Source organism: Granulicella aggregans (genome assembly GCF_025685565.1).
Taxonomy (GTDB): Bacteria; Acidobacteriota; Terriglobia; order Terriglobales; family Acidobacteriaceae; genus Edaphobacter; species Edaphobacter aggregans_B.
The window spans coordinates 1,391,414-1,416,590 of record NZ_JAGSYE010000002.1 but is presented as its reverse complement, the minus strand read 5'-3'; the positions used below and the strand labels follow the sequence as shown (position 1 = coordinate 1,416,590).

Sequence of the window (25,177 nt, the reverse complement as noted above, 5' to 3'; positions counted from 1 at the left end):
CCGATCACCGGCACAGTTTGAACGCTTGCGGCTATCGTATCGACCGCTAAGGGAGGCGTTGCGGGTGGCGCAGCCTTGCGACATCCGGCGATCAGTAAGAGATAAAGAGTCGCCGTAATTAGCTGACAGGTTCGACATTTGACGCTTCGCATCGGGCCCCTTCGCGGTCAAGCGATAGAGCCGCAGCTTAAGAGTCCCATTGCTTGGGCGATTGGGTCTGGTCAATGTAGCTCAGCAGTAGGCGACGGATGAAGAACTAGACGAAGAGCCGGCAACTGTTGCATGCACCGATCCCAATGCCGTATCTATTGAGCTAAAGGAATAACTGGGATTTGCAGGAAGGACTGGTGATCGCCTCCTCCGTGGATGATATGGACACCGGCGTTTTTGGTCGGCAGCGGCGGCATCGGACCCATGAACGACAGCACGCCCGTATTAGCTTCTGTGGCTGGCGGCGCGAGGAACTCATGCCCCGCGATTTTCAGGCGCAATTGCTGGCCAGCATGGAAGACCTCCGAAACGGGCATGATCGCGATGTCAATAGGAACGATCTCGCCGGGATGTAGCATCTGGGGTTGGTCGAAGGATTGGATCGGCAGGAAAGCTGTGGACAACTCGGGATCGAGTTTTCTCAAGGAGACCCTTATGCGACCATGAGTACCGGCAGGCGGAATGGGAATGTACTGGCGCGCGCTCACCTCGTCCGGCACCAAAAGATTGCCGTCCTTGTCCAGCTTCTCCACCAGCACAAAGATGTCCGCTTCGTTAGCATCCTTTGCCTCTACCCAGAGGTGGGCCTTGAGATATCCCGTTAGCTGGGTGTCTGTTGGGAAGCGATACGTAAATACGGTCTGTCCGGTGATGGCGGAGTAGCTCGCCTGATTGGCTTTGGCAACCGGTGTTGATTGGAGATGCTGATCGGCACTCAGGTAAAGGCGCTCGTACTGCGTCTGCTCCAGCGGCCAGCTCGTATAGGGCACATTTAGCCCATCTTCACCGCCAGGGTCGAGAACGGCCATCCGAACCTTAGGAGTGTTTTGCCAACCGTTGTCGGTGCCGCGCAGGAAGTAGTCGAAGAATTTGAGCAGGTCCGCTTCGTTCACAGGATCGTACTGATCCGTCCACTCCTGCCGGTTGTCGACTCGCAGCCATTTGTCCTTTGATCCGAGGCGTCGATAACCTTCGAATGTACCCATTCGATGGAGGTCGGTTACCACGTCGGTGACGACGTAGGCTGGAACGGTGATCGACTCAAGCTTGGCCGCCTTATCTTGCCAATAGGCATCCATCAGCGGGTGGGATGCTGCCATCCTGTCCATTCGCTCCACGCGGGCCGGACCGGCAAGGTGGGCGAAGACTTGAGCGTCGAAGCCCATATTTGGGATGCCGCCAAACATCGCATTCTGCCGGTACACATCGCTCATGCCGTTCCAAGGCGCTATTGCGGACAGATGAGGAGGGCTTGTCTCTGCGATGAACCATTGCGCTATGGCCAACCACGAAGTCCCATGCAGAGCGACCTTGCCGGTGCTCCACGACTGTTTCGCGATCCATTCAATAACATCGTGGCCATCCTGGCCATCGACGCTGCCCCAGGCATAGATGTCCCCCTCCGACTTGCCAGCGCCGCGAGCATCGGGATTGACTACTGCATAGCCATGCGAGACCCAGAAGCCGGCATCGGGGCCTTCACTCTTCGTCAGCCCCGTCACTTCTTTGGGGTCTACGCCAGACTGTACGTCCTCCTGCGGAATGGTCTTGCCGTAAGGGCTCCAGGCAACGATCGCAGGCACCTCGCCGTCGCCAACGGGACGCAGGATGTCCGTGTAGATAATAACGCCGTCGCGTAACTTGACCGGTACATCGCGGTCCCAGCGGATGTCGCAGGGCAGGGGCATGGCCGCCGGCGGGAAGACCGATCCCTGCTTGAGAATTGTGGTTTGACGTCCGAAGACGTAATCAGCGGGCAGTGGGGCGGCTGGCGCAAAGACGACGTTCCAACTCGACGGGTAGGAACTTGGCCGGTCATCCAGAACCAATGTTGCTTTGGGGGATTCTTCAACTTGGTTCATTTCCCATCCTTCCCGATATTTCGGGAAGTCTAGTATGTACGTCTTGGAGCAGCGCCGATGTGCTCTTTCGCTCACGTGGGGTTTGCGGCCAGGGAGTGAACGAACATCTGGTGCTCTCGTCTCAACTCTGGGAGTGAGCTAAAAGAAACAGCAGACCTACTCTCATGCGGGATATGGTCAGCACACACGTTGTATTGCACTGTGCATGATCTAGTCGAAACAAAGCAAACGGAACAATACAGCGAGAAGCAAGTTAAAAACTTTAGGTCAGATGAGGAGAGTTCAAGTGATTGACTCTGGTTCGAATAGAACTGCTCGTAAGTTCGTGGTTTTTTTGTTCGCGGCGGTGGCCGCACTGAGCATCGCGACACTTATGCCCGTTCGGGCGCGAGCGCAGCAAGGGCCACCGCCTCCTCCACCGCCGCCTCCACCTCATCATCGTCATCATAGGGACAGTCCGCCGCCGCCGCCCCCTCCTCCGCCAGATCCCATGCCCCCACCGCCTCCACCACACGTTTAGGTGATGGAGGACAGTCAGCCACTTCATGTATGCCCCTGTGAGCAAATGAGCACAGACTCCAGGTCGACGATCCCGTTAGGCTCACAGCTTTACGGCGGTGCCGAATGACGAATCAAACTTCATGTACGTTCATGCACAGGCGGCAACACGACGGCTCTTACGATTCGATCTGTCACGCGTGCTTCTCGACGATCTCATCACTGCCACTGGAAGCCGGTCTGGAAAGAGAAGAACAGGATCATGTCTGTTCCGCCTCTTTGCGCTCGATTGGATCAAGGCACCGTGTTGACACGACCCCTGCGAGCGTACGGTTTCCGGCTCGCGGGTAATGGATCAACGACCTGTATGATCCACAGTTTCAGGTCGCGCGATTGCCGTCACATCATCACTCTCGATAAGTTGCGCCTGCGACAAACTAGCGTACAGAAGAGCCGCATCGTAGACGGCGCATTTGCCATCACTGAACGTGATGATTACACCGTCGTTCAGCCTATCCGCCTGCTCTATGCGAAGTACGCTGCTGTCGGCTTTCATCCGAGCATAGTAGGCCGACTGCTGAGATTTGTCGGTCGCTACGCTTACTCTGCGATTAGCGCATGTTCGAGCGGGATTTGAGCAAAGTCAAGCGGAGAACTTCATGCGTTCCGCTAGTCGCTCTGGCGTATTCCAGTCATAGCAGACGTGCTTCTTCTCAAGTTCGCGCAGAGCTTCGTCTGTCGTTGCGGTCGCCGCAGTCGCATCGCAACTCAGACAGATTGAGTCGAGCGATCCATCGGGATTCTGCCTCAGTGCGAATTGTGCTTGAGCTTGCATATCGATTCGAGAAATTTATTATGTTGTCTATACGACAGAGCAAGGCGTTTCTGTACTCTGGCCGACACATCGGTTTTCGGTGAACGGCTCGTAACGCATATGCGCCACATCTTCGCCTATAACTCTCATCAAGCAGGAAGGGAGTCTCTGTCAATGAGCCACTGTACAGTCATCAAGCGTCAAGATGCGAAGGGTTTCACCTGGATAGCTAGGTACTACAAAGATGGGAAGCGCAAGGCTCTCAGGCTAGGCACGGATCGCGAGGTGCCTACAAGGGAGCTTGCCCAACGCAAGGCCGCAGACCTCGTGCCTAACATGAACGACGATCCGCACGAGGTCATCACCTTCGGCCAGCTTGTAGCCCGCTATAAGGCTGAAGAGATGCCGTCTTTCCAACCACACACCGCATCGTCATACAAATCCATGCTGAAGCATTTAGAGGCGAAGTGGAGTAACGAACCTCTTGCCAAGATGCTAAAGAACCCAATTGCGATTGAGACTTGGCTAAGTGATCTTCAAACGATGCCAACGAAGACAAAGCCTTCGCGCCCATGCTCGAAGAAGACGAAGCAGAACGTCAAAGCAGTTCTGCACCGGCTAATTGAGTGTGCGATGCGATTGGGGTATCAACCAATCCTCCTCGCCAACGTTTACAAGTTGATTCCCACGCTGGCCGAGGAGGCCGTGTCGCGCGCCAAGCTGGAACGCGAATTCGAGATTGCCCGCGAGGTGCAGGAGCGCTTATTCCCCCAGACACTTCCCAAAGTTCGGGGCGTAGAAATGGCGGCGCACTGCAGGCCCGCCCAGGCCGTCGGCGGCGACTACTATGACCTCATCGATATCCTTGATGGTTCGGGGGCCGAAACAGCGCATGCGCCAGGCGAAAACGTCTCTTCCCCCGGCAGAGCTATGGCACGCGCCTGCGACCGCCTAGGCATCGCGATCGGCGACATCAGCGGCAAGGGATTGTCTGCCGCCCTGTTGATGGCCAGCCTTCACGCCAGCCTGCGCGGTCAGGTGCTGAGCGGCACCGGCGATCTGGGCACCAAGATGGCCAATGTCAACAGCCTCCTCTATAACGCGTCCGAATCTAACCGCTATGCCACATTCTTCTACGCCGAACTGGCATGCGCCTCGCGCATGTTGCACTACGTCAATGGGGGACACAATCCTCCCGCGGTGCTGCGCAAGCAAGACGGCGCCTGGCGGGTATTTCGCCTGGCAGACGGCGGCCCAGTCGTCGGGCTACTTGCCGGCGCGGTCTACAGGGAGCAGACGCTTCAGCTGCTCCCCGGCGATATTCTGCTGGCCTTTACGGACGGCATCAGCGAAGCCATGAACGCCTCAGAAGACGAGTGGGGAGAAGACCGAATGATCGCGGAGGCGCAAGCGCACACGCACCTGAACGCCGAGGAGCTCCTGCAGCGCTTGTTTCATGCGGCCGACACCTTTGCTGACGGCGCGCCGCAGCACGATGACATGACACTCCTCGTAATGCAACTCTGAGTGAGAGATCCACCCGTTAGTGATCGGGATTATGCAACTCGTGCGATTGCGTGCAGCGACGACCGCAGCCAACAAACCGGAACCGAAACGGTTTTATCTCCACCGCTTCGATGCATGTTCCATTGACGCGGCCTTCGAGAAATCACGTTCGGAACGTTTTCTACCACATCAACAGTTGCGAACAGGCGATGCACGTCTACAGATCAGAACGGCTCGAAACGTGATTTGGCAATTTAGCACTTATCGAGATCACAATAGACGAGAACGGCGTTTATCGGGATCGTCACCGGCGGGCATGGCCTAACAACCTCCGGTCGGCAAGTGGTTTTCAGCCAAGCAGGTGGCCGTATTACTCCGCCTCGATACCCCTTGATCTTTAGGCTGAAGCCGTGTCAGCTGAGACCGATCTCAAGTCGTGAATCGGTGGCTAATTTACGGCTACTTTGCTTGTAGGACGCGAGTGCGAGCGCTGGGAAGTAGAGACGATAAAGGTGATAGCTGAGATAGAACACGTTTGGAAACCCAGTTCCCGTGGTTAGCTCTTCATCCCAGCTCCCGTCGGCATTCTGATTTCGGAGGAGCCAGCTGACTCCTTGTTTCACGGCACGAGAGTGTAAATCGCCGGTAGCCAGGAGTCCCAGGAGTGCCCACGCAGTTTGGGAAGGAGTGCTTTCTGCCGGAACGAACTTGTCGATCTCGTATCCGGCACAACTTTCACCCCATCCCCCATCGTCGTTCTGTACGCTTCGGAGCCACTGCGACCCACGGTGGATAGCCGAGCTTGTTTGACGGTCCTTCGTGGCTACGAGGCCCCGCAGTGAAAGAAACGTGCCGTAAACGTAGTTGACGCCCCAACGGCCATACCAGCTTCCATTCCTTTCCTGTGACGAGAGCAAATATTCAATGCCGCGTGAGATGGCAGGATGTTGAGCAGTCAAACCCCTTCTGCAAAGTGCTTCCATCACGCGTCCGGTGATGTCTGGGCAGGTAGGATCGAGCATTGCGTTGTGGTCGGCAAAAGGAACCTTATTCAAAAGCTGCCAGTCATTGTCTACATCGAAAGCAGCCCACCCGCCATCTGCGGATTGCATTCCGAGGAGCCAGTTCACGGCACGACTTTCGACGCGGGCCTGGCGTTCTGGGTCAGATGCCTTTGCATGTTGCAGAGCGAGCAACACCATGGCGGTATCATCGATATCCGGATAAAACTCATTGGCGAACTCGAAGGCCCATCCGCTTGGGCGCAGGTTGGGTCGCTTGGAAGACCAGTCGCCCTTACGTCGGACCTCTTTCGAAAGCAGCCAATCTGCTGCGCGGGTCATGCTTGCTTTGTCAGCATCTCCCGCTTCCCCTAAGGAAAAGATCGCAATTGCCGTATCCCATACCGGGGACTTGCATGGTTGCACGTCGAAGAAATTATCGCGTTCGATGAGCAGATCGTCGAAATGCTGCATTGCTTTTACGAGATCCGGCTGATCTCGCTCGTACCCGAGCGCATCCATCGCCATCACGGCATACATCATTGCTGGGTAGATGGCTCCCAGTCCTTCTGAATGATGGGTATGCTCGATCATCCAGCGTTCGGCTGCCGCGATTGCTTTGTCACGTATCCGCTGTATGCCCCTTTGCTCCCATTGCTTCAGAAGCTTGTCGGCACGCAGAAATAGTTCTGAGGTGAGGTCTTTCCTCGGCATCGCAATGCGCGTGCCGGGAAGCATCAATTCGGCAAGCGTCAGTCCCGACGGTACTGGCCTCTGTGCACCCAAGCCCTGGATGATGGAAAGGGGAACGATAATGGTCCGAGTCCAGGAGGACATTTCGTTGAGAAAGCTTCCGGGCACAATCAGAATTTCCGCTGGCACGGTGGGGACAAATTGCTTGGGAAAGAGTCCGAAGAAACTCAGGTTGATCCTGGTGTAGCTGTTGCAAGCTTGCAGGCCGCCTAACGCCAGTATCCGTTCGCGAGCAGCACGCATCCGCGGCGACGATTGTGCCGCACCGGCAATGCGCAGGGCCGTGTACGCCTTGACGGACGCATTGATCTCAGCCGGGCCCTTCGCGTAGAGATTCCAACCTCCGTCCGGCATCTGGCAATCCCATAGATACTTCACCAGTCTTTCAATGCGATCTTTTCGCGGAGGGTTCCACGCCGAGTTCGCGTCCACCGGATGAAGCCAGAGCTGAAGCAAGATGTAATCCGAGGCAAGTGTCGAGTCCCCGGTGAGATCTCCGCACCAGTAGCCTTCGTTGTATTGAAGAGCTGCTAGAGCTCGGGTCGCAGCTGTGAGGTGCGAACCAACGTTCTGCTGAGTTCTTAAGGTGACGCTTTGCCGTGTGTCTTCGTGCGTCCATACGATTGCCGGAATGTCCTGTAGAAAATGTTCTTTCATTATTCGTTATTCTCGCGCTTGGGCCCGCGCCCCTGAGAACGTGGATGCGAAGAGTTTGTTCCCATACACATATTGCGGAGGGCCTCGAGAACTTCCTGCCGACGTTTCTCGGTGAAAGCGTTGAAACCGAACATCTCCGTGTAGGTCAAGCCGTCGATGGCCAGTCTAGTAATGGTCGCTTGCACCGGATCGAGACCGTCTTCTTCAAGCAATTGTTGCCACCGGACATAGGCCTTTCGTATGGGCAGAACCATTTTCGGCTCCGTAGAAAATGCAGTGAGAGTCGACACGAGCAGATCGACGGGATTCGGCCGCGCGCTTGTTGACTTCCACTGTCCGTCGAGTGCAGCCATCATGAAGGCAAGGGCATTTCTTCCCGGTCCCTCAGGTAGTGACGCTCTTGCTGACTGGACATCGCGTTCGAACGACTCGATCGTGCGCTCGATCATGCCAGCGACAAGTTGCTCTTTCGTCGGAAAATGATAGAGAAGGCCGCCTTTGCTAACCTTGGCCCGCTCGGCAACTTTTTCCAGCGTGAGCTGCGCGGCTCCATCTGTCCGGATAAGCTGCTCAGCGCAATCGAGAATGAGATTCCGTTTGTTCATCATCAAAGTATACCGTCCAGTCGGTACACTAACAAGCTATTGGGATCTGAGGTTGGCTTTCTCCTCAAAGATGGTGAGGCTCGTAAGGGATAATCCAAGAAAAGGACGCTGGAAGGAGAGTTTGTACCGATGAGGCGGCTTCTCGGAAGCAATTCCCTTGGCGTTCTCAACTGACGAGAACAGGTCAATGCGCTCACCGAGACTGGTTGACGTCGGATTTGATCGTCGTCCGATGAAAGCGACATTGCGTCCGCGAGTATTGCCCGGCCCGATCCGTGCAGAGACAAGATAATTTGGATCGCCCAGAGTTCCGGTTTCTCCGCACCCAGCCGCGTGCCCCGTCCGATCAATCCAAAAGCAGACGCACTGATCCCTCTACATACACCGCAATGCAGCGATTCCTTATGCACTACGCGCATAAGAGAACACTGGAAAGTCATTGGACGCGAGGCTTGAGCGGCCCATAAGGTTTGGCTATCGCAACTGAATTCACCGTTGCTGGAGGTAGCCAATGATCCGCCAAAGCAGTTCTTCAAGCCGTCCAAACCGCCTCGCCAATCGCAAGGCCTCACCCTTCTCGAAGCAATCCCTCTTCGTCGATGCGCGAGCGCAGGTGATGGAGGAGACGCTTGGCAATCTCTCCGCCTTCTATGCCATGTTTCCCGGCAACCATAAGTTCAACGTCTTCCCGCTGTGGCTGGCAGAGGACCATCACGCTCGTCTCTCCTCTGTGTTCGCTCCGCATATCGGGCAGTGCCTCGACTCTGCCTGCTATCACGGCAAGGTTGAGGCATTCCTTGACCGGGAGATTGCCGCCCATCCCGGCCTTGTCCAGATCGAGAACGGATGGCGCAATCCCAAGGAGCAGCGAGCGGGAGCCGTGCAGCGCGGCCATATGCGCGAGCTTGAAACCTCGATCGACAACCCGGACGCGGAACCAGTGATGCCGTGCGAAGCCGCCAAACCTGCCATCGTCGTTTACGGCAAGCAGCTTGGCCGCAAGCTGACGGTTTGCACGGACAAGCATTGCCCGGTACATGACCCACAAGCCGCAGCAGAAGCAGCCGCCCATCCCGTCCCGACCATGGCACCCGCCCCTGAGATTGAGACGGAGGAGGAAGCGGCGCAACGCGAAGCCGAGCACGAACAACGCATGGCCGAGTACAAGGCAGAACAGGAGCGCAAAGAGGAGCAGCGCAAGGCCGACTTCGAGCGTCAGCAGAAGGAGTACGAGGCCGAGCAAGATCGCCGCGACAAACAGCGCAAGGCAAGAGTCGCCACGTTCGAGCGCATCATCGAACAGGCTCCTGCATCCTTCAATCCAGCACAAACGCGCGTCTTCCTCCGCTTGCTCATCCACCTGGACTACAGCTTCCTTGAGGAGGTGGCCAACCACTTCGCCAACAGAGATGAGAACTCCCAACAGTCGGACGATGAAATTGTGCTGGCCGCACTGGACGGCACCGCAGACGAGAAGCTAACCGGTCTCGCCTTGCGCCTCGTCCTCTCTGACCACATCGGTATTCCTCACGAAAACCAGCCGGACTTGCTGACTGAGGCTGAGCAGGTCTTCGCCCCGAAGAAGCCTAAGGCCGTCAAAGCCAAGGCCGATGGTTCGAACAAGGTGAAGCCAACAGCCGCGACAGCTACAGCAAAGAAAGAGACGACTAGAAAGAAAGCAGCCTAGACTCCTTCATTCTGGCCCCGGATTCGTCCGGGGCCGCTTTGTGCTTCGACAAGCCCCGAGATCGCGCTGGGAGACACCCCTTCGGTTTCTCCCATTCCCTCATCCCGCTTCGCCTACCGGCCCCTGCTCGCCGGCTGCGCGGCAGAAGACGTTCCCCCTTCTGCACTTTCCCCGTTTCCGGCCTGCGGCGCTCAACTGCCGTGAACGACGTTGATGAGGATTGATCGGATTTCCGGCACGTCGCCATAGAATTGCTTGTTGTGCGTTTCTGTCGAATCTAGGCTTGATAGCTGCGGCTATTTAAGGTTTGGCTCGCTTGCGTCTAGCAATTCGGCGGTCTTCCTGAGATCATCGAAACATAATGCCAGAGCAGTCGATCAAATCAGAAGACATGACGTTGAAGCGCGCCTTTCAGGACTTCTACACTGTTCCGGATTACCAGCGGGAATACGTGTGGGGGGAGGCGGATGCAAAGGGCCAGCGGGGCGACGAAGTTGAACAGTTTCTTCGGGACATCCTCACTGAATATGAGTTGGCGACCGCGCAGAATGCGCCAGAGTATTTCATTGGCACCATTGTCGTGTGCGCAGACTCAAGCAACGTATTCGAGTTGATTGACGGCCAACAGCGGATGACGACCTCGTTCGTTACGCTTTGTGCGGTGCGAGACGCCATGATTGAACTCAATGCGCAGTTACCGGACGAACTCTCGGGGCAAATCGCAGCTGCCAGCATGGATTGGCAGGGCAAGACAACGCATCGCGAGCGCCTCACCTTGCAGTACGAAGACAGCCAAGGCGTCCTGAAACATTACGCCCGTGGAGATTGGAATTTAGCGCCGAAAATTGGCACTCGTTCGATAGCCAACATCGCTGGCGCTTACAAAACAGTCAGGGAATTCCTTCGCGCACAGTTTCACGACGATCCGCTCCAAATTCTTCGCTTCTATGCGTACTTGACCGCCAAAGTGAAACTTATCCGGATCGAGACGCCGAGTGTCGCTAAAGCTCTGAAGATTTTCGAGACAGTCAATGACCGCGGCGCAGGTTTGGACGCCATGGACCTCTTGAAGAATTTACTTTTCATGAGTGCGGCACCGGAACAGTTCACTGCCCTGAAGGACAAATGGAAGCAAGTAGTGGACGGAATCTACGGCGTCGGGGAGAAACCCCTTCGATTCTTACGGTACTTTATCTTCGCGGAATTTGAGGTCGCCGACCTGAAGCTACAGGAGGACGGTATCTACGACTGGTTCTTGAAGAACGCGTCGCAGACCGGCCACCAGAAGCATCCCTTAGTATTTGTCGAGCGGCTCCTTGAAGCATCCAGGGCCTATGCCGGTTTCACCAAAGGACAAAATCCCGACGGCAGTCCCAGTCGAGGTATTGCAAACACCAGGATCTTCGGTGGCAGCGCGATCCGGCAGCACTACATTCTTCTGCTTTCAGGTCGCAATCTGAACAAACTCAATTTTGAACGCCTCACGGAGGAGGTTGAAAACCTCATGTTTGCGTATCTGATTACGAACACGCCAACGCGAGATTATGAGCGCTCCGTAGTTGAAGGGGCGAGGCAATTGCGCAAGATCACCGATGCTGAATTTGCTGCCTTTTGCAGTGAATACTTCGCTGCTCGCAAGTCTCAACTATCGCGTGAGTTTGGTAACGCCCTGAGCAAAATGTATTCATGGGAGACTCGCGCCTTCCGCCTCCGCTACATGCTTGCGAAGCTCACCCAAGCCGTTGATGTGCGAGCTTACGGGGACGGCGGCAACTACGGGGACCTGATGCACTACTACGCTGCGAATAACGACATCGAGCATATCTATCCAATGAACCCAAGCGATGAAGCTCTGGCGGAGTTTGGCGAGAAAGCAGACGAGCATATCGCAAGCAGAATTGGAAATTTAGTGCTCGTCGAACAGGCAATAAACAGGCTTCTCGGAAACAAGGCATACTCTCAGAAAAAAACAGTCTATCCGCAGTCGCAGTTCCTTCTAGTGCGTTGTCAAGCCGAACATCCCGCTTTTGGAGTCGCAGATAAGATCACCAAGGCAATTGCGGGCTTACCATCGTTTCTCGCGTGGGATGAAGGAGCAGTCTTGAAGCGTCAGGATTTCCTTACATCTTTAGCAAGAGAGGTCTGGAGAGTTCCATCGAACTGAGATCATCTGTCTTCATGCTGCACAGTCGATGCAAGTTCGGTGCGCGCTGGCATACACGGCAGGTACGGTTGCCACCCGACTACAGACAAAGTGGACGCATTCAGAACCGGTCCTCGGCTCTAAGTTCGTAGCGATAAGTCCGCTTGTCGGAAGTTGTTCACAAGGGCAACTGGCCAGATTCTGCGGCGTGTTCAGCTTGACGCATTAGTTCAGCCCCGTTATTTCGAACGTTGTTCACCTTCGGATTCGCCTCATACATCTCCATGGCGTCCGACTCGAAGGGCCGCAGCAGATCGACGGGTAGCTGCTCGGTCTCGTCTCGATCAAGCCAGCGGTCGTAATCCCGTGAGTGGAGAATGACCGGCATTCGCGGATGAATTCGTGACATGAGCTCGTTTGCCTCCGTCGTCACGATGGCATACGACTGGAGCCAGTGGCCCTCCCCGTCCTTCCATGCGTCCCAAATGCCGGCGAAGGCGAACAGATTTCCGCTCGACAACTCAAAGGCATACGGCTGCTTTGGAGGCTTGCCCTCTTGCGGCCATTCATAAAAAGCGTTTACCGGAATCAGGCAGCGTCGCTTCTTCATTGGCTCGCGCCAAGTGCGCGACATGGCAATTGTCTCCGCCCGAGCGTTGATGGTCGATAGCCCCTTGATCTCTTTCAAATCTTTTGTGAAGAACGGCACGAGGCCCCAACGAGCCAAGATAAGCTCGCGCTCTCCGGTTTCTTTGCTCTGCCGAATGATGGGTTGATGAGTAGTAGGCGCGACGTTGTAGTCTGCCGCAGGCATCGGCAAATCCTGCGGGCTAGGGTTTGCATGGAAATGCTCAGCGATCTTTTGTTTGTCACTTCGTCTCACGTATCGTCCACACATAGCTAAACCTCACCACAACGCGTGCAGCCGAGGGCGTGTTCCGCAAAACTATTCCACTCGGCGATACGGCGATACCGCGATACCGCCAAACGCTGAACTGCGGAGATCGCTGAAGTCCTTCGGTTCGAGAAAAGTGTAGTCCGCAGGACGTGCCCGAGCGAATTCTTCAAGGAGACGCGTCCCAACATCGCAGGGAGAAAACCTGAATGAGTGGGTCTTCCCGCGATATCGCTTTGTGGGCCAACACGCCTCTATGCCCGCCTCGCGGCGGATTACTCATTGTGGCATATTCGCCGATTCTTCGCCTATACTCGACCAATGAAAGTTGTCGGAAATGAGCGCCGCCCAGATTGGCCGAAACTCGGTCCGTCCATCATCATCGCCACCGCGTTGATCGTCGCAATCCGTACTGCGAAATGGGTAGCGAAATCGTCCACCGACGCCCAATTTTCAGACGTAGACGTGGAACTGGATAAGGAAGTCAGCTTCGCGGCACGCATCAGCATCCGGGTCATGCACGAACTGCTGCGGAGACATGAAAACCTCTTCCCACATCGAGACGTGCCGATTTATGAGGGCGGGTCGGAGCAAGACAGCCCACCATAAGGGAAACCGGGGATGGTTTGCTTTCCTGCAGAACTGCCATAGCCGGTCCATGTAGATGCCCGAGTCTTCGGGTTGTACCGCCGGTGGTTGTATCCTTCTCCTATTGTGATTCCCGCATTTTCGATCCAGAATCCGGTACTCCCGGAGGCGGGGGCAATTGTGCATGTTCGCCAACGTCTTTATCTCGTCGAACAGGTCGTCCCCCCACCGAGACAAGGCGAGGCAACTCTCGTCCGATTGTCGTGCGTTGATGACGATGCCCAAGGGCAGTCTCTGGACGTGCTCTGGGAAAACGAACTGGATGCCGAGGTTCGAAACGCTGAGAACTGGTCGCGAATAGCTGATCGGGGCTTCGATCCGGCTCCGCGCTTCGCCGCCTACCTCAACACATTACGTTGGAACTGCGTCACTTCGACCGATCCACGGCTCCTCCAGGCACCCTTCAGAGCCGGGATCACGCTCGACCCGTACCAGTTAGAACCGCTCCGCAAAGCTCTCCGATTGCCGAGAGTAAATCTCTTCATAGCTGACGACGTGGGCCTCGGCAAGACGATCGAGGCTGGGCTGATTGCGCGTGAACTGCTCCTCAGAAAGAAAATAAAGGAGATAGTGGTCAGTTGTCCGCCGTCGATGCTCCTGCAATGGCAGGAAGAATTGGCTTCCCGGTTCGGACTTCAATTCGAGATTCTCGACAAGGAATACGTTCAGCGAGTCAGACGGGAGCGCGGCTTCAGTGTCAATCCTTGGTCTACGCATTCCCGGTTTCTCATCTCCCACCGTTTACTGATTGACGAAGCATATACCGCAAGCCTTCGCGACTGGCTTGGGACGTTTCGGCCGGGGACACTGCTCATACTTGATGAGGCTCACCATGCCGCCCCTGCTGGCGGTCAGAAATATGCCATCGATTCGCAGACTACGCACGCGGTTCGCGCTTTGGCACCGTGCTTCGAACACCGGCTATTCCTTTCGGCCACGCCGCACAACGGGCATTCAAACAGTTTCTCGGCGCTACTAGAGATTCTCGATCCTCAACGTTTCTGCCGGGGAGTGAAGGTCACAAAGCAGAATCGCGAAGACGTCATGGTGAGGAGAATCAAAGAGGATCTTCGAGAGATTCAGGGAGGCTTTCCAAAGCGGATCGTCGATCAAATCACCCTTCGTGACCTGCCCCTCGATACGCCAGAACTCCGACTCGCATCCCTCCTTTCAAAGTACCAAGAGGCCCGAGAGGCACGCCTTGAGAATCAAACCAAGAAGGCGCAAGCAGCGTCCGGACTTCTCATTTGCGGGTTGCAGCAAAGACTTTTCTCCTCTATCGAAGCATTCGCGCGGACACTTAAGGTCCATCAGCGGACCGTGGAGAAGCAGCGGAAGAACCTGATGCCGAGCTCAATCCCTGGGCGGAGCGATCTTGACCTGCTGAAAGGCGGACTCAGTAGCGACGACGAAAGGGCGCTCGTCAGCGGACCCGATCTCGCGGCGGAAGAGGATTTGCAGTTTGAGAAGGCGACCGCCGCCGTTCTCCCTGCCCACGAGGACTCACTTGAACAAGATCTACTCAGGCAGATGTCGGAGCTCGCCGAGGCGCACAGGTTCGTCCCAGACGCGCGAGTCAGGAACCTGATCGAATGGATAAGGTCGAAGATGTGTTCAGGGGGAATTTGGAACCGAACAAGAATCATCATCTTCACCGAGTATGAAGACACACTTCGTTACCTAGAGCAATCGCTCCGTGCAGCAATCGCGGATACCGACGATCCACTTCCACGTATCAGAACCTTTCGAGGCTCCACGGCAAGCGATGAGCGCGATCAAATCAAAAAGGCGTTCAATGCCGATCCAGACACCCACCCGGTCCGGATTCTGATTGCGACTGACGCCGCGCGTGAGGGGTTGAACCTCCAGGCGCACTGCAATCATCTCTTTCACTTCGATGTCCCGTGGAATCCGAGCAGAATGGAGCAACGGAATGGCCGCATTGACCGCAAGTTGCAGCCGGCATCGGAGGTCTATTGTTACTACTTTGTATACGAGCAGCGTCCCGAAGACCGCATCCTCGAAACGGTCGTCCGAAAGACGAAGACGATCCGAGAGGAACTCGGCAGTCTCTCGCAAGTCATCGATGACGAGTTGGACGAACTCCTGAAGCATGGCATAAGGCGCAGGGAGATCGATCAACTCGAACGCGAGATCGAATCAGCCCAACTTGACGATGAGAAGTCGGGAAACATCAAAGAAGAGCTTGAATCAACCAGGGAACGCCAAAACGAGCTGCGGGTATCAATCGACCAACTCCGGTCAATGATGGAGCGTTCGCAAAGAGAAGTGGGTCTCGATGAAGACCATTTCCGAGCGGCCATATCCTGCGCCTTGGAATTGTTGAACGCACCGCCGCTGATTGCGACCGGGAATGGTCAATTCATCTTGCCGAAATTGGACGACACCCAATCGTCCTGGGCTGAGACGATGGATAGTCTCCGCACACCCAAACCTCGCGATCAACGGCTCTTTGAATGGCGCCGAACCTCTCCGATTCGCCCTATCGTCTTTGAAGACCCAGGCATTGTGACCGACGAAGTCGTTCAACTCCACCTTGAACAGAGGGTGGTTCAGCGTCTTCTCGGTCGTTTCCTTTCACAGGGCTTTGTCCACCATGACCTCTCACGAGCATGTCTAGCGCAAACGCGCGATGCGATCCCTCGTGTGTTGCTCCTTGGTCGTTTGGCACTTTACGGACCAGGCGCGGCACGCCTTCACGAAGAGATCATTGTCGTCACCGCGCGGTGGACCGACCCCGCCATTCGGAAATCGCCACTCTTGCCTTACGCAAGGGAGGCGGAATTAAAGACGTTGGATCTTCTGGAGAAGGCTCTTCTCTCAGGCGGAACGCCCAACGAAACTATCGAAGCAACTCTGAGGCACTCTGTCAGCCGCGACATCGAAGAATTGCTCCCGCATCTTCAGGAGCGCGGATTGGAGTATGCCAAGGAAGCTACCGAGAAGTTGTCCAAGCGTGGCGAAGATGAGTCCCGCCAAATGCGGACTCTCTTGGAGTCGCAGAGGAAGCACATCTTGGAGAAGAAGCTGGAAGATAGCCAGCGCGTACCCGAGTTGTTGTGACCGATCTCTTCAAGCGGGCAGAACTAAGCGTGACGGTCGCCGGTTATGCGGTCCATCAGGGAAAAAGAATTTTTCAAGAGCTTGCAATGCGCATGGAGCAAAAACCGTCGCTACAGGTCCGTCTCTTCCTGAATCTCGCTGTGCGACTAGAAGACGCATCCTCTGTTGCCTCGGTCAAACGTTTCGCTCAGGAATTCACGACACGCCACTGGCCCGAGAATCATCGCCTACCCGAGGTCTATTATGACCGACGGCCATTGGATGCCCCCATGGGGCCGTCAGTGGCATTTCACGCCAAGTGTGTAATTCTCGACCAAGCGGAACTATTCGTGTCGTCTGCAAATTTTACTGAGGCGGCTCAGAATCGCAACGTGGAATTAGGAGTTTTGATCAGGTCCTCGATGTTGGCGAGGCAGGCCACGTCCTTCTTGGCTGATTTAGTCAGCGATGGCATATGCGAACGCGCCATATGATCTGCAACGTAACGCGTCGAAACAAACGAGGCGTCCCCGATTTTTGCTTTTATCTCCGTCCCGTTCACGCTGAATCGTAACGCACGCTATACCCCGCTCGCACCACGATTCAGTCTCCTTCGTCCACAACGTCGCGTCCCTTGACGTGGGCACGAATCAGGGTGAGGCCCTTAGTCCCGACGTTCGACTCTACAGTCTTTTTCGAACCACGCTCATTCGGATGAGGCAAGAACACCAGCATTCGAGGTCTATCTCCGATCAATATAAGACTGAGACCGTGCCCGAGAGCCGTCATCGCAGGACCAAAATGACGACGAACCACACCCTCTGCTTGTTTGCCGTACACAATCAGGAGTTTCGCAGCCGACACAGAGATTACCCTCTGAAGATAGCGGTTGGCGCATTCGTCCCGCGCCTCACTGACCCCATATTCTCTGCGCGATTTGCAATGGACGACTTCCGTCAGCGCAAAATCTATTCCCGGCTCGATTTTCCTCTGCAAGATCTCGCGCGACCGCCCCCTAGCGGACGCCCAGAAACGTACCCAATCTTTGCTCCAGGAGCCATCAATCTGGCGGGGGTAAAGCCCATCTTTCACCCATCCAGAAGCCAGCGCAAACCGGTTGCTAAAGAAGTCCGCCGTTTTGGAGAATTCCCAAGATGCGTATGGGTAATCCTCGTGTTCATCAATCGATGGATTCGAGCTAATGAAGAGCAGAGGCGCGATGTCGATCTGTCCAGACCACGGCTCAGGCACCTGGAAATCCGCTCCGGTCTGAACGCTGACAATTTGGCGACAGGCGCAAGAGGAAGTCGAGTTTCCGAGGCGGATTTCACGCACGACGGGGCAGTGGGAAATTTCACCCAGAAGTTGCTGGAGTTCACTCATAGGCCGCGTATCCTTCTCTTGCAGGGTGATTTCCAAGAGTCAATGGTAAACACCCACTCGGAGCAACGCTGCCGGGATGCCGCTTTGCCCAGACAACAAAACGTGGTGAGAGTCCTAAATCTGCTCAGAGTGATTGCCGGTGAGAAATAGGAAGGTCTGGCATCTCTTCGTTGCAGTACCTCGCGTCGATTACCTGACGAACGCCGACGGCGATTGAAAGCTGGGTGCCATCCGCGAATCGAACCAGAACTTCTTTCCCGAACTCGGGGTCCTCAATGACGGACAGTTCGGCGACCATCTTGCCAACGACTTCGGGGAATTCCAGCTTCGATTCTGACATCAGCTCGCCTCGTTTCGATCGATCCATAATGTCCCTTATTAGGGGATCGGGTCAACCGTTCACCACACTTCCTATGTGGCAGAAAAAGCGAAACCGGAGGCTCGGAAATCTCGGAAGGGGCGCAGTCCCGCGATGAGAGATTACTACGCCGGAGTCTTGTCTAAACTAATTTCTGCGCGGCTAGAGGCCGGCCTGACGCAACGGGAAGTTTCCCTCAAGTTAGGGATGGCACATTCCTACCTGAACAAGTGCGAGTCCGGGGAACGAGCGATTGACGTGGCCGAACTCTGGGCCATCTGCAAGGTCTATAAAAAGCCAATGAGCTTCTTCGCACCCGACGAGCTTTGAACAAGCTACGACGATGAGCACGTTGCGGACGGCGAGCCGTTCTTCTCGATCGGCAGGATCATTTGCGATGGCTGCAGGACGATTGTCGAACGGGTGACGAATGCGCGAACGAACTCGCTGACAAGCCGTGAATTATCGTCCCCGCGCGCAGCGATCCACTCGTCCAGGCACAGCGCATCCTCCTCCAGAGGTTTGGCGACAAGCCGCTTTCCATCGAGTTTCAGGGCACTCGCCTTGGTCAGTAGCGCAACTCCACGGCTAGCCATCAGCAAGTGCTCCGCCTCGTCCGCGTAAAGTATCCGGTCAATATGCTTCGGATGGATATGCTCATCCCGCATCAGTTTCATAATCCTCTCGTAAAGCAACGGATGTGTCCGCTGCTGGTAGATGATCCAGCGCTCATCACGAAGGTCTGCCAGTTTGATTGCGCTCTTCGATGCGAGGCTGTGCTCGCGTGGTACGACGATGTGAAGCGGCGTCTCCGCCAGCTTGGTCATCGTCAGTTTTGCGTTTCGCTCAGGCTGCGTGATGAGCGCTACATCAAGGTCAGCGCTCATCAGCCCGTGTGCCAGATCGGAAGAAGGCTCACTGTGAATGCTGATTTGCAGATCAGAGTAAAGGGGCAATCTGATGGAGTAGAGAACCTCTACCAGGACGGGGTCCACATCCGGTGACTTTCCGATCTCCAGAAAATGCCCGGCCCTGTCCTTCGTCTCTCTAGCCGACCGAATTGCTCTCTCCCCATGGGCGAGAGAGATACGTGCGTGTTCCACGTAGGATCGGCCAGCATCTGTGATTTCGATTGAACGCCGATCGCGCTCGAATAGCTTGGCATTTGCCTCGTGTTCTGCGCTCTGAATGCACCGGGAAAGGCCCGATTGGGACAACCCGACCCGCTCCGCCGCGCGGCCGAAGTGCATCTCCTCGGCCAAAGTGATAACCGCTTCCAAATGCCTTGTTTTGAACCTCTGCTGCATGGCCCGTCCCCAATCTCTTTGAAATAGGGATCAACATTCCAGCAGCAGTAATGGCGACGTTCTCCACCGCCGGAACACCATTTTCCACAGGCGGCGAGGCTGTTGTCAACTTTGATTCCCCCCGCGCCATTGACATTGCGGACGCCGCCCGACCTTAACTTTCTGCCTGTCAAAGTCTGCACTTATGCGTCCGGTGCATAAGCGAGGTCTTGGAAACTCATTGGACTTCGATCTCGAAAACCTTCACCTTCAACTCACGTACTAGGAGGTCTGGATGTTCGACGAGAAAAAACCACCCGCATCTGAGCGTCTGCTCCCCATCGTTGGCCGGGCCGGCGTGGAAGCCCTACTGGATAGTCATGCCGCAGCAGCCCTGCTCGGAGTTCATCCCCGCACCCTTCAGCGCATGGTGCTTCGGGGCCAAATCACAGGCGTCCAGGTGGGCAAGCTCTGGCGCTTCCGGGCCTCCGCAATCGACCATTGGATCGACCAGAAGCAAGCTGGCTAACCCCCCGAAAAACCATGTTTTCCGCAGATAAAGCGGCCCGCTCTCGGCTACCCTTAGAACAGCCATTCGTGCCGTGAGTCGAGGAGGAATCTTGATATCACGAGCGCGTTACCAGTTCGGAAGTCTTACACGCAAGAAGCGGGCGAAGGGATCAGACGCCTGGGAGTTTCGGTACTACGAAACGATCGAGAACGGCACACGACAGCGGAGGACTGCTACCGTGGGCTCGGTCGAGAAGTACGGTACCAAGGCTCTCGCACAAAGGGCGGTTGAAGCTCTTCTCCTAAAACTCAACTCTGAAACTCCACAGCAGTCCATGGCCGTGGTCACGTTCGGCGCGATATGCGACCGCTACCTTGAGGAAGAACTGCCAGAACGGTATTCGACGGCGAAGTCTTACCGCTCGAATATCAAGAACTACCTCAGGCCTAGATGGGGCGACTATCTGCTCGAAAAGATCCGGCCTATGGCGGTCGAGGATTGGTTGAAGAACCTTTCTATGGCTCCGAAGTCGAAGGCCCACATCCGTAGCGTGATGCACTTGATGTTCGAGTGCGCCACGCGGTGGGAACTCTTCAACGAGCGCCGAAACCCGATTGCGTTGGTTCGCGTGAAAGGTGGCAGCAAGCGCCGGCAACGCCCAACTTCGCTCACTGTGGAGGAGTTCAAACTCATCGTCGCGACACTGCAAGAACCGTGGCGCACGATGGTACAGATTGCCCAATGTCTCGGTCTTCGCGTGAGCGAGATCGCGGCGCTTCAATGGGACGATTTCGATTTCGACAAAAACCAGCTTCTCGTTCAGCGCAGCTTTGTGAACGGCAGGGTGGATGACGTCAAGACCGAATACTCCCAGGACTATGTTCCTCTGCATCCGTCCTTGACCGAGATCGTTCTGAAGTGGAGCACGCACGCTGTGGCCACGGAAGAAGGCTGGGTCTTTGCTAACCCGAGAACGAACCGGCCCTACTATCCCACAGAGATCCAGAAGCGGCATCTTCGCCCCTCGGGTTGCTGTGTGGTGGAATGTCCGACCTGCGGGGCAGCACCTGGTGTCTGGTGTAACCAGGATCAGAAAACCGGAAACGGCGTTCGTATGCTTTTGCACGAGACGCGCGTGAAGAACTCCGGCAAGTACGGGACCATCGGCTGGCACACGTTCCGCCACACGTATCGTTCGTGGCTGGACGAGACCGGAGCTCCGATGAAGGTGCAGCAGGAGCTGATGCGACACGCTTCCATCCAGACGACGATGAACGTCTATGGACAGGCCATGTCGTCATCGAAGCGGGAAGCGAATGGGAAGGTGGTAGAGATGGTGCTCAAGCCGTTGAAAGCGAGCGCCTAAACTCCACTTTTTGCTATTGGGAGTTTATGGGAGTCTGTCAGCATTTCCAGACTTTCGTAACTTGTTGATTTGGTTGGTTGCGGGGGTAGGATTTGAACCTACGACCTTTGGGTTATGAGCCCAACGAGCTACCGGGCTGCTCCACCCCGCATTCCGAGTATAGCGCTGTCAGGGACCGGGGTCAATCCGACATAGGTGGTTGGACTTATCCACTCTCGGCAGATGGGTTCCCGGCGAGGGATGGTCTGCAGCGTGGATCTGCATAGAATTCGTCTATAGCCGCCTAAACCCCGAGCGACGCCGTGCGTACCTGCGACTGCTGCTCAATTCGGTCGGCAGGGTGCCTTCGATCGCGGTATTCTTCTGCCTGGACCGTAACTATTCGTCAGATTTTGCGTCTGCATAAGTGATAGCGCTGAGGTGCCAGTGCGAGACTTGGCTTCAGCACTTTGTGGAGGAAGTATGAAAAGCACGATCTTCTCGATCGCAGGTGCCGGAGCGATCGCTATTGCCGGTGCCGTTTTCACTGGAACGACGGCCGTTGCCCAGGCGAATACAGTGTCAGACGCTCAAGTCGAAGCGAATGTACTTCGAGCCCTCGCCGGATCGCCCCAACTTGCCACCCAGCAGATTAAGACGACTACCGTTTACGGCACCGTCACCCTGAGCGGAAGCGTCAGCGACGAGTCCACACGCGTCCTGGCCGAAGACCTTGCTTCAAGAGCGCAAGGGGTGCAAAAAGTCGTCGATGAGCTCACGCTGACGTCGGATCGCAACGTCGGCTCACCATCCGGGCAGCCGCAACCCTATCCTCAGCCGGCAAGTGGTCAGCAGGATCAAGGGTCCAACCCCACCCTTCAATCGGACGGAACCGTAGCTCCTCCTCCGGACGCCGCACAGAATAGCCAGCAGCCCCAGGGCGCTCCTGAACCGGGCTACCAGTCGCCGCCCGCGCCTCCGGATAACGGGCAGTACGGCAACAATGCGCCTCAACCCCAGGGCCAGGGCGCGCCTCCGGCGTACCGCCAGCCGTATCGCGGAGGTCAACCGTCCGCTTATTCTCAGCAGCAACCGCCGCAGTATGGAGCCCAGGAAGGCGGCCGTGAGGTCACCATACCCAGCGGAGCCCTCGTCCGTATGCGTCTCAGCGAAGGTCTCATCGCCAAGTTGATCAAGCCCGGCACCGCCTTCGACGGCACTGTCCTCAACGACGTCATCGCCGATGGCGAGGTCGCCATTCCCCGCGGTGCAACCGTCCAGGGAACCATCGTTCAGGCAAACGCCTCAGGAGCAGTCGGCGGCAAGGGTCAGCTCGCTCTCCAGCTCAACTCCGTCTCGCTCAGCGGGCGCAACTATCCCATCGTCTCTGATACCTGGACCCACTATGGTCGCGACAAGACCGGCCAGACCGTCGGCAGCGCCGTCGGCCTTGGTGGTTTCGGAGCTCTGATCGGCGCTCTCGCTGGCGGTGGTGCCGGCGCGGCCATCGGCGCGGCGGCAGGCGTAGGAGCCGGAATCGGCGCCTCGGCGGCCTCTGGCCGGAACGATGTCGTCGTCCCTGCGGAGGCGATCATCAGCTTCCACCTCGTGCAGCCCGCCCACGTCGTAACCGTCTCGCAGCAGGAGATGGATCGCCTTGGCTACGGCGTACAGCAGGCGAATCTGCAGCGCCGCCCGGTCCCCCCTCCCGCGTACGGACGTCCCGGCTACTATCCCGCTCCTTACTAACGCTTGGTAAAAATCGCATGGCCGCACCGGTTCCTTCCGGTGCGGCCATTTCCTTTACCCGTTGCTGATTTATACTTTAGGCTTGCCCTGCAGTCGGCAGGATGAGTGCTTCCAGAGCACCACCCGCCGCGCAAAATCCCAGGTACGCGCTCACTCCCGCTAGATATTTTCGGGAGTCCGCCGCGCGAAGTGAAGGTCGTCAGTCAAGCATGATTCGCATTCTGCAACAGGACAATAAAGCAACCAAGATCATCTTTGCCGTCATTATCGGTGCCGCGTGCCTCTCCATGGTGGCCTACCTCATCCCCGGCATCGGCGACAACTCGGCCTCCGCCGGCAACGCAGGCGTCTTCGCCACTGTTCGCGACCCCGGCTTCTTCGGCAAGTTCAGCGGCGACTCCACCGACATCAAGACCTCCGAAGTGAACCAGATCGCGCAGCAGCAGCTCCAGCAGCAGCGTCTGCCGGAGGGCTTCCTGCAGTTCCTGCTTCCCCGCGCGGGCCAGATGCTCGTCCAGCGCGCCATCCTGCAGCACGAAGCCGACCGCATGCACCTCCAGGTCAGCGATGCCGACCTCGCCCGCGAGCTCCAGACCGGCTCCTTCGCCCGCTATATCTTCCCCAACGGCCAGTACATCGGCGACGATAAGTACATCAACTTCGTCCAGACCTACTTCCAGCTCAGCCGCGCCGAGTTCGAAAGCCAGGTCAAGGGTGACATGGAGCTCAACCGCCTCCAGGCGCTCGTTACCGGTGGGGTTTCAGTCTCGGATAACGCCGTCCGCGAGGCCTACAAGACTCAGGGCACCAAGGTGAAGTTCGACTACGCCGTCGTCTCCGCCGATGACATTCGCAAAACCATCAACCCCAGCGACGCCGAGCTGCAGGACTTCTTCAAGAAGAGCGCCTCGCGTTACGCGACCGCGGTTCCCGAGCAGCGCAAGATCGAGTACTTCAGCTTCGACGCCTCCAACCTCCCTGGCGGCAAGCCGCAGGTCACCGACGCCGAAATCGCCTCCTACTATAACCAGCATCAGGACCAGTACCAGGTCAAGGAGCAGGTCAAGACCCGCCACATCCTCATCCAGGTTCCTTCGGGTGCTGACGCTAAGACCGATGCCGCCGCGAAAGCTAAGGCCGCTGACATTCTGAAGCAGATCAAGGCTGGTGGAAACTTCGCCGACCTCGCCAGCAAGAACTCCGACGATCCCGGCAGCAAGACCCAAGGCGGCGAGCTTCCCATGATCCCCACCGCTGGTCTCGACCCCGCGTACGCCAAGGCTGCCATGGCCCTCAAGCCCGGCGAGACCTCTGACCTCGTTCGCTCGCAGTTTGGTTACCACATCATCCAGACCGAAGCGAAGGACTCCGCCCACGCGAAGCCCCTTGCCGAAGTGAAGGAACAGATCGTCCCGCTTCTTGAGCAGCAGAAGGCTGGCGCCGCCGAGCAGAGCTACGCAGCCCAACTCGCCGCAGAGGCCAAGAGCAAGGGTCTCGAAAAGACCGCCGCGGCTCACAACCTCAAGACCACCACCACCGACTTCATCGGCAAGGATGGCGTCATCGGCGGAGTCGCCGACCCAGCCCAGCTTCTTACCCAGTCCTTCTCCGCAGCCAAGGGCGCAGCTCCGGCTAGTGTCTCCACCGGCGATGGCTTCGCCATCTTCCAGGTGGTCGACGTCAAGCCCGCGCATGCTCCTGACTTCGCCGAGTACAAGTCGCACATCCTCGATGACTACCGCGAGCAGCAGGTCCCGCAGCTTCTGAACGCGAAGCTGACCAAGCTCGCCGATCGCGCCAAGGTCCTCAACGATCTCAAGAAGGCCGCAGCGGAGATGAACGTCCCCGTCAAGACCAGCGAACTCGTCGGCAAGGACGGCCAGGTTCCCGATGTCGGCTCCATGAGCGGACAGGCCTCGGTCGCCTTCACCCTTGCCAAGGGAGCGATCTCGGCACCGATCAACAACGGCACCACCGGAATCGTCCTCTCCGTCACCGACAAGCAGGAGCCCACAGCCGAAGACATCGCCAAGAACTTCGACGCAACGCGTGAGCAGCTTTTGAGCACGCAGCGCGAAGAGATCTTCCGCGTCTACATCGGCACCTTGACCGACACTTATACCAAGAAGGGCGCAATCAAGTACTCCCAGAAGCAGCCCGCTCCTGGCTCTTCGCCCTTCGGAGGCTAGTCTCTCGTAAGTCA

At 56.7% G+C, this 25,177-nt stretch carries 19 protein-coding genes and 1 tRNA gene; 11 read left to right on the top strand and 9 right to left on the bottom strand.

Features of this window, described 5'->3' with window-relative positions; genetic code table 11:
* Positions 1-305: 305 nt before the first annotated feature.
* Positions 306-2,072, bottom strand: a complete 1,767-nt coding sequence (locus tag OHL18_RS15395) for a CocE/NonD family hydrolase (protein ID WP_089839584.1) — start codon at positions 2,070-2,072, stop codon at positions 306-308.
* A gap of 1,141 nt (positions 2,073-3,213) precedes the next feature.
* A complete protein-coding gene (locus OHL18_RS15390; protein WP_263375726.1) occupies positions 3,214-3,405 on the bottom strand; it encodes a hypothetical protein in 192 nt (63 codons plus the stop codon).
* A gap of 315 nt (positions 3,406-3,720) precedes the next feature.
* Between OHL18_RS15390 and OHL18_RS15385 the strand changes: the two genes are divergently transcribed.
* Entirely contained in the window at positions 3,721-4,911 is a 1,191-nt protein-coding gene (locus OHL18_RS15385) for a PP2C family protein-serine/threonine phosphatase (protein ID WP_175529021.1), read from the top strand.
* Between the two features lie 392 nt (positions 4,912-5,303).
* On the opposite strand, the gene shc is transcribed toward OHL18_RS15385, so the two are convergent.
* Both shc and OHL18_RS15375 read right to left on the bottom strand, forming a co-directional pair.
* Entirely contained in the window at positions 5,304-7,301 is a 1,998-nt protein-coding gene (gene shc / locus OHL18_RS15380; protein WP_089839588.1) for a squalene--hopene cyclase, read from the bottom strand.
* Complete coding sequence (locus OHL18_RS15375; RefSeq protein ID WP_089839589.1) at positions 7,301-7,909, bottom strand: TetR/AcrR family transcriptional regulator; 609 nt, start codon at positions 7,907-7,909, stop codon at positions 7,301-7,303. Before OHL18_RS15375 ends, shc begins: the two co-directional genes overlap by 1 nt.
* Before the next feature lie 508 nt (positions 7,910-8,417).
* Here OHL18_RS15375 and OHL18_RS15370 point away from each other — a divergent pair.
* Both OHL18_RS15370 and OHL18_RS15365 read left to right on the top strand, forming a co-directional pair.
* Positions 8,418-9,593, top strand: a complete 1,176-nt coding sequence (locus OHL18_RS15370; RefSeq protein WP_263375770.1) for a hypothetical protein — start codon at positions 8,418-8,420, stop codon at positions 9,591-9,593.
* Between the two features lie 361 nt (positions 9,594-9,954).
* Positions 9,955-11,757: a DUF262 domain-containing protein gene (locus OHL18_RS15365; RefSeq protein ID WP_263375725.1), complete on the top strand. Its 1,803-nt coding sequence runs from the start codon at positions 9,955-9,957 to the stop codon at positions 11,755-11,757.
* Positions 11,758-11,914: 157 nt separating this feature from the next.
* Here the strand turns inward: OHL18_RS15365 and OHL18_RS15360 are convergent, their stop codons facing one another.
* Positions 11,915-12,634: an SOS response-associated peptidase gene (locus OHL18_RS15360; protein ID WP_263375724.1), complete on the bottom strand. Its 720-nt coding sequence runs from the start codon at positions 12,632-12,634 to the stop codon at positions 11,915-11,917.
* A gap of 210 nt (positions 12,635-12,844) precedes the next feature.
* Here OHL18_RS15360 and OHL18_RS15355 point away from each other — a divergent pair, with 210 nt between their 5' ends.
* The 3 genes from OHL18_RS15355 to OHL18_RS15345 all read left to right on the top strand — a co-directional run bounded on the left by OHL18_RS15355 (position 12,845) and on the right by OHL18_RS15345 (position 16,836).
* Entirely contained in the window at positions 12,845-13,240 is a 396-nt protein-coding gene (locus tag OHL18_RS15355) for a hypothetical protein (RefSeq protein WP_263375723.1), read from the top strand.
* A 105-nt stretch (positions 13,241-13,345) separates the two neighbouring features.
* A complete protein-coding gene (gene drmD, locus OHL18_RS15350) occupies positions 13,346-16,363 on the top strand; it encodes a DISARM system SNF2-like helicase DrmD (protein WP_263375722.1) in 3,018 nt (1,005 codons plus the stop codon).
* Complete coding sequence (locus OHL18_RS15345) at positions 16,360-16,836, top strand: phospholipase D-like domain-containing protein (protein WP_263375721.1); 477 nt, start codon at positions 16,360-16,362, stop codon at positions 16,834-16,836. Before drmD ends, OHL18_RS15345 begins: the two co-directional genes overlap by 4 nt.
* A gap of 109 nt (positions 16,837-16,945) precedes the next feature.
* Here OHL18_RS15345 and OHL18_RS15340 read toward each other — a convergent pair whose 3' ends face one another.
* Positions 16,946-17,725 (bottom strand): uracil-DNA glycosylase family protein, encoded by a 780-nt coding sequence (locus OHL18_RS15340; protein ID WP_263375720.1) that lies wholly within the window; start codon positions 17,723-17,725, stop codon positions 16,946-16,948.
* Between the two features lie 124 nt (positions 17,726-17,849).
* The gene (locus tag OHL18_RS15335; RefSeq protein WP_263375719.1) at positions 17,850-18,065 is read right to left on the bottom strand and encodes a hypothetical protein; all 216 of its coding nucleotides are present in this window, start codon (positions 18,063-18,065) and stop codon (positions 17,850-17,852) included.
* A 132-nt stretch (positions 18,066-18,197) separates the two neighbouring features.
* Here OHL18_RS15335 and OHL18_RS15330 point away from each other — a divergent pair, with 132 nt between their 5' ends.
* Positions 18,198-18,413 carry a helix-turn-helix domain-containing protein gene (locus OHL18_RS15330; RefSeq protein ID WP_263375718.1) on the top strand — a complete coding sequence of 72 codons (216 nt, stop codon included), beginning with the start codon at positions 18,198-18,200 and terminating at the stop codon, positions 18,411-18,413.
* 5 nt (positions 18,414-18,418) lie between these two features.
* On the opposite strand, the gene OHL18_RS15325 is transcribed toward OHL18_RS15330, so the two are convergent.
* Positions 18,419-19,390 carry a LysR family transcriptional regulator gene (locus OHL18_RS15325; protein WP_263375717.1) on the bottom strand — a complete coding sequence of 324 codons (972 nt, stop codon included), beginning with the start codon at positions 19,388-19,390 and terminating at the stop codon, positions 18,419-18,421.
* Between the two features lie 274 nt (positions 19,391-19,664).
* On the opposite strand from OHL18_RS15325, the gene OHL18_RS15320 reads away from it, so the two are divergent.
* Both OHL18_RS15320 and OHL18_RS15315 read left to right on the top strand, forming a co-directional pair.
* Positions 19,665-19,898: a helix-turn-helix domain-containing protein gene (locus OHL18_RS15320; RefSeq protein ID WP_263375716.1), complete on the top strand. Its 234-nt coding sequence runs from the start codon at positions 19,665-19,667 to the stop codon at positions 19,896-19,898.
* A gap of 91 nt (positions 19,899-19,989) precedes the next feature.
* Positions 19,990-21,246 carry a tyrosine-type recombinase/integrase gene (locus tag OHL18_RS15315; RefSeq protein ID WP_263375715.1) on the top strand — a complete coding sequence of 419 codons (1,257 nt, stop codon included), beginning with the start codon at positions 19,990-19,992 and terminating at the stop codon, positions 21,244-21,246.
* A 74-nt stretch (positions 21,247-21,320) separates the two neighbouring features.
* On the opposite strand, the gene OHL18_RS15310 is transcribed toward OHL18_RS15315, so the two are convergent.
* Positions 21,321-21,397: transfer RNA gene (locus OHL18_RS15310), tRNA-Met, on the bottom strand.
* A gap of 311 nt (positions 21,398-21,708) precedes the next feature.
* Between OHL18_RS15310 and OHL18_RS15305 the strand changes: the two genes are divergently transcribed.
* Together OHL18_RS15305 and OHL18_RS15300 are read left to right on the top strand one after the other, a co-directional pair.
* The gene (locus tag OHL18_RS15305) at positions 21,709-22,974 is read left to right on the top strand and encodes a BON domain-containing protein (RefSeq protein WP_263375714.1); all 1,266 of its coding nucleotides are present in this window, start codon (positions 21,709-21,711) and stop codon (positions 22,972-22,974) included.
* Positions 22,975-23,183: 209 nt separating this feature from the next.
* A complete protein-coding gene (locus tag OHL18_RS15300; RefSeq protein WP_263375713.1) occupies positions 23,184-25,163 on the top strand; it encodes a peptidylprolyl isomerase in 1,980 nt (659 codons plus the stop codon).
* Positions 25,164-25,177 lie beyond the last annotated feature (14 nt).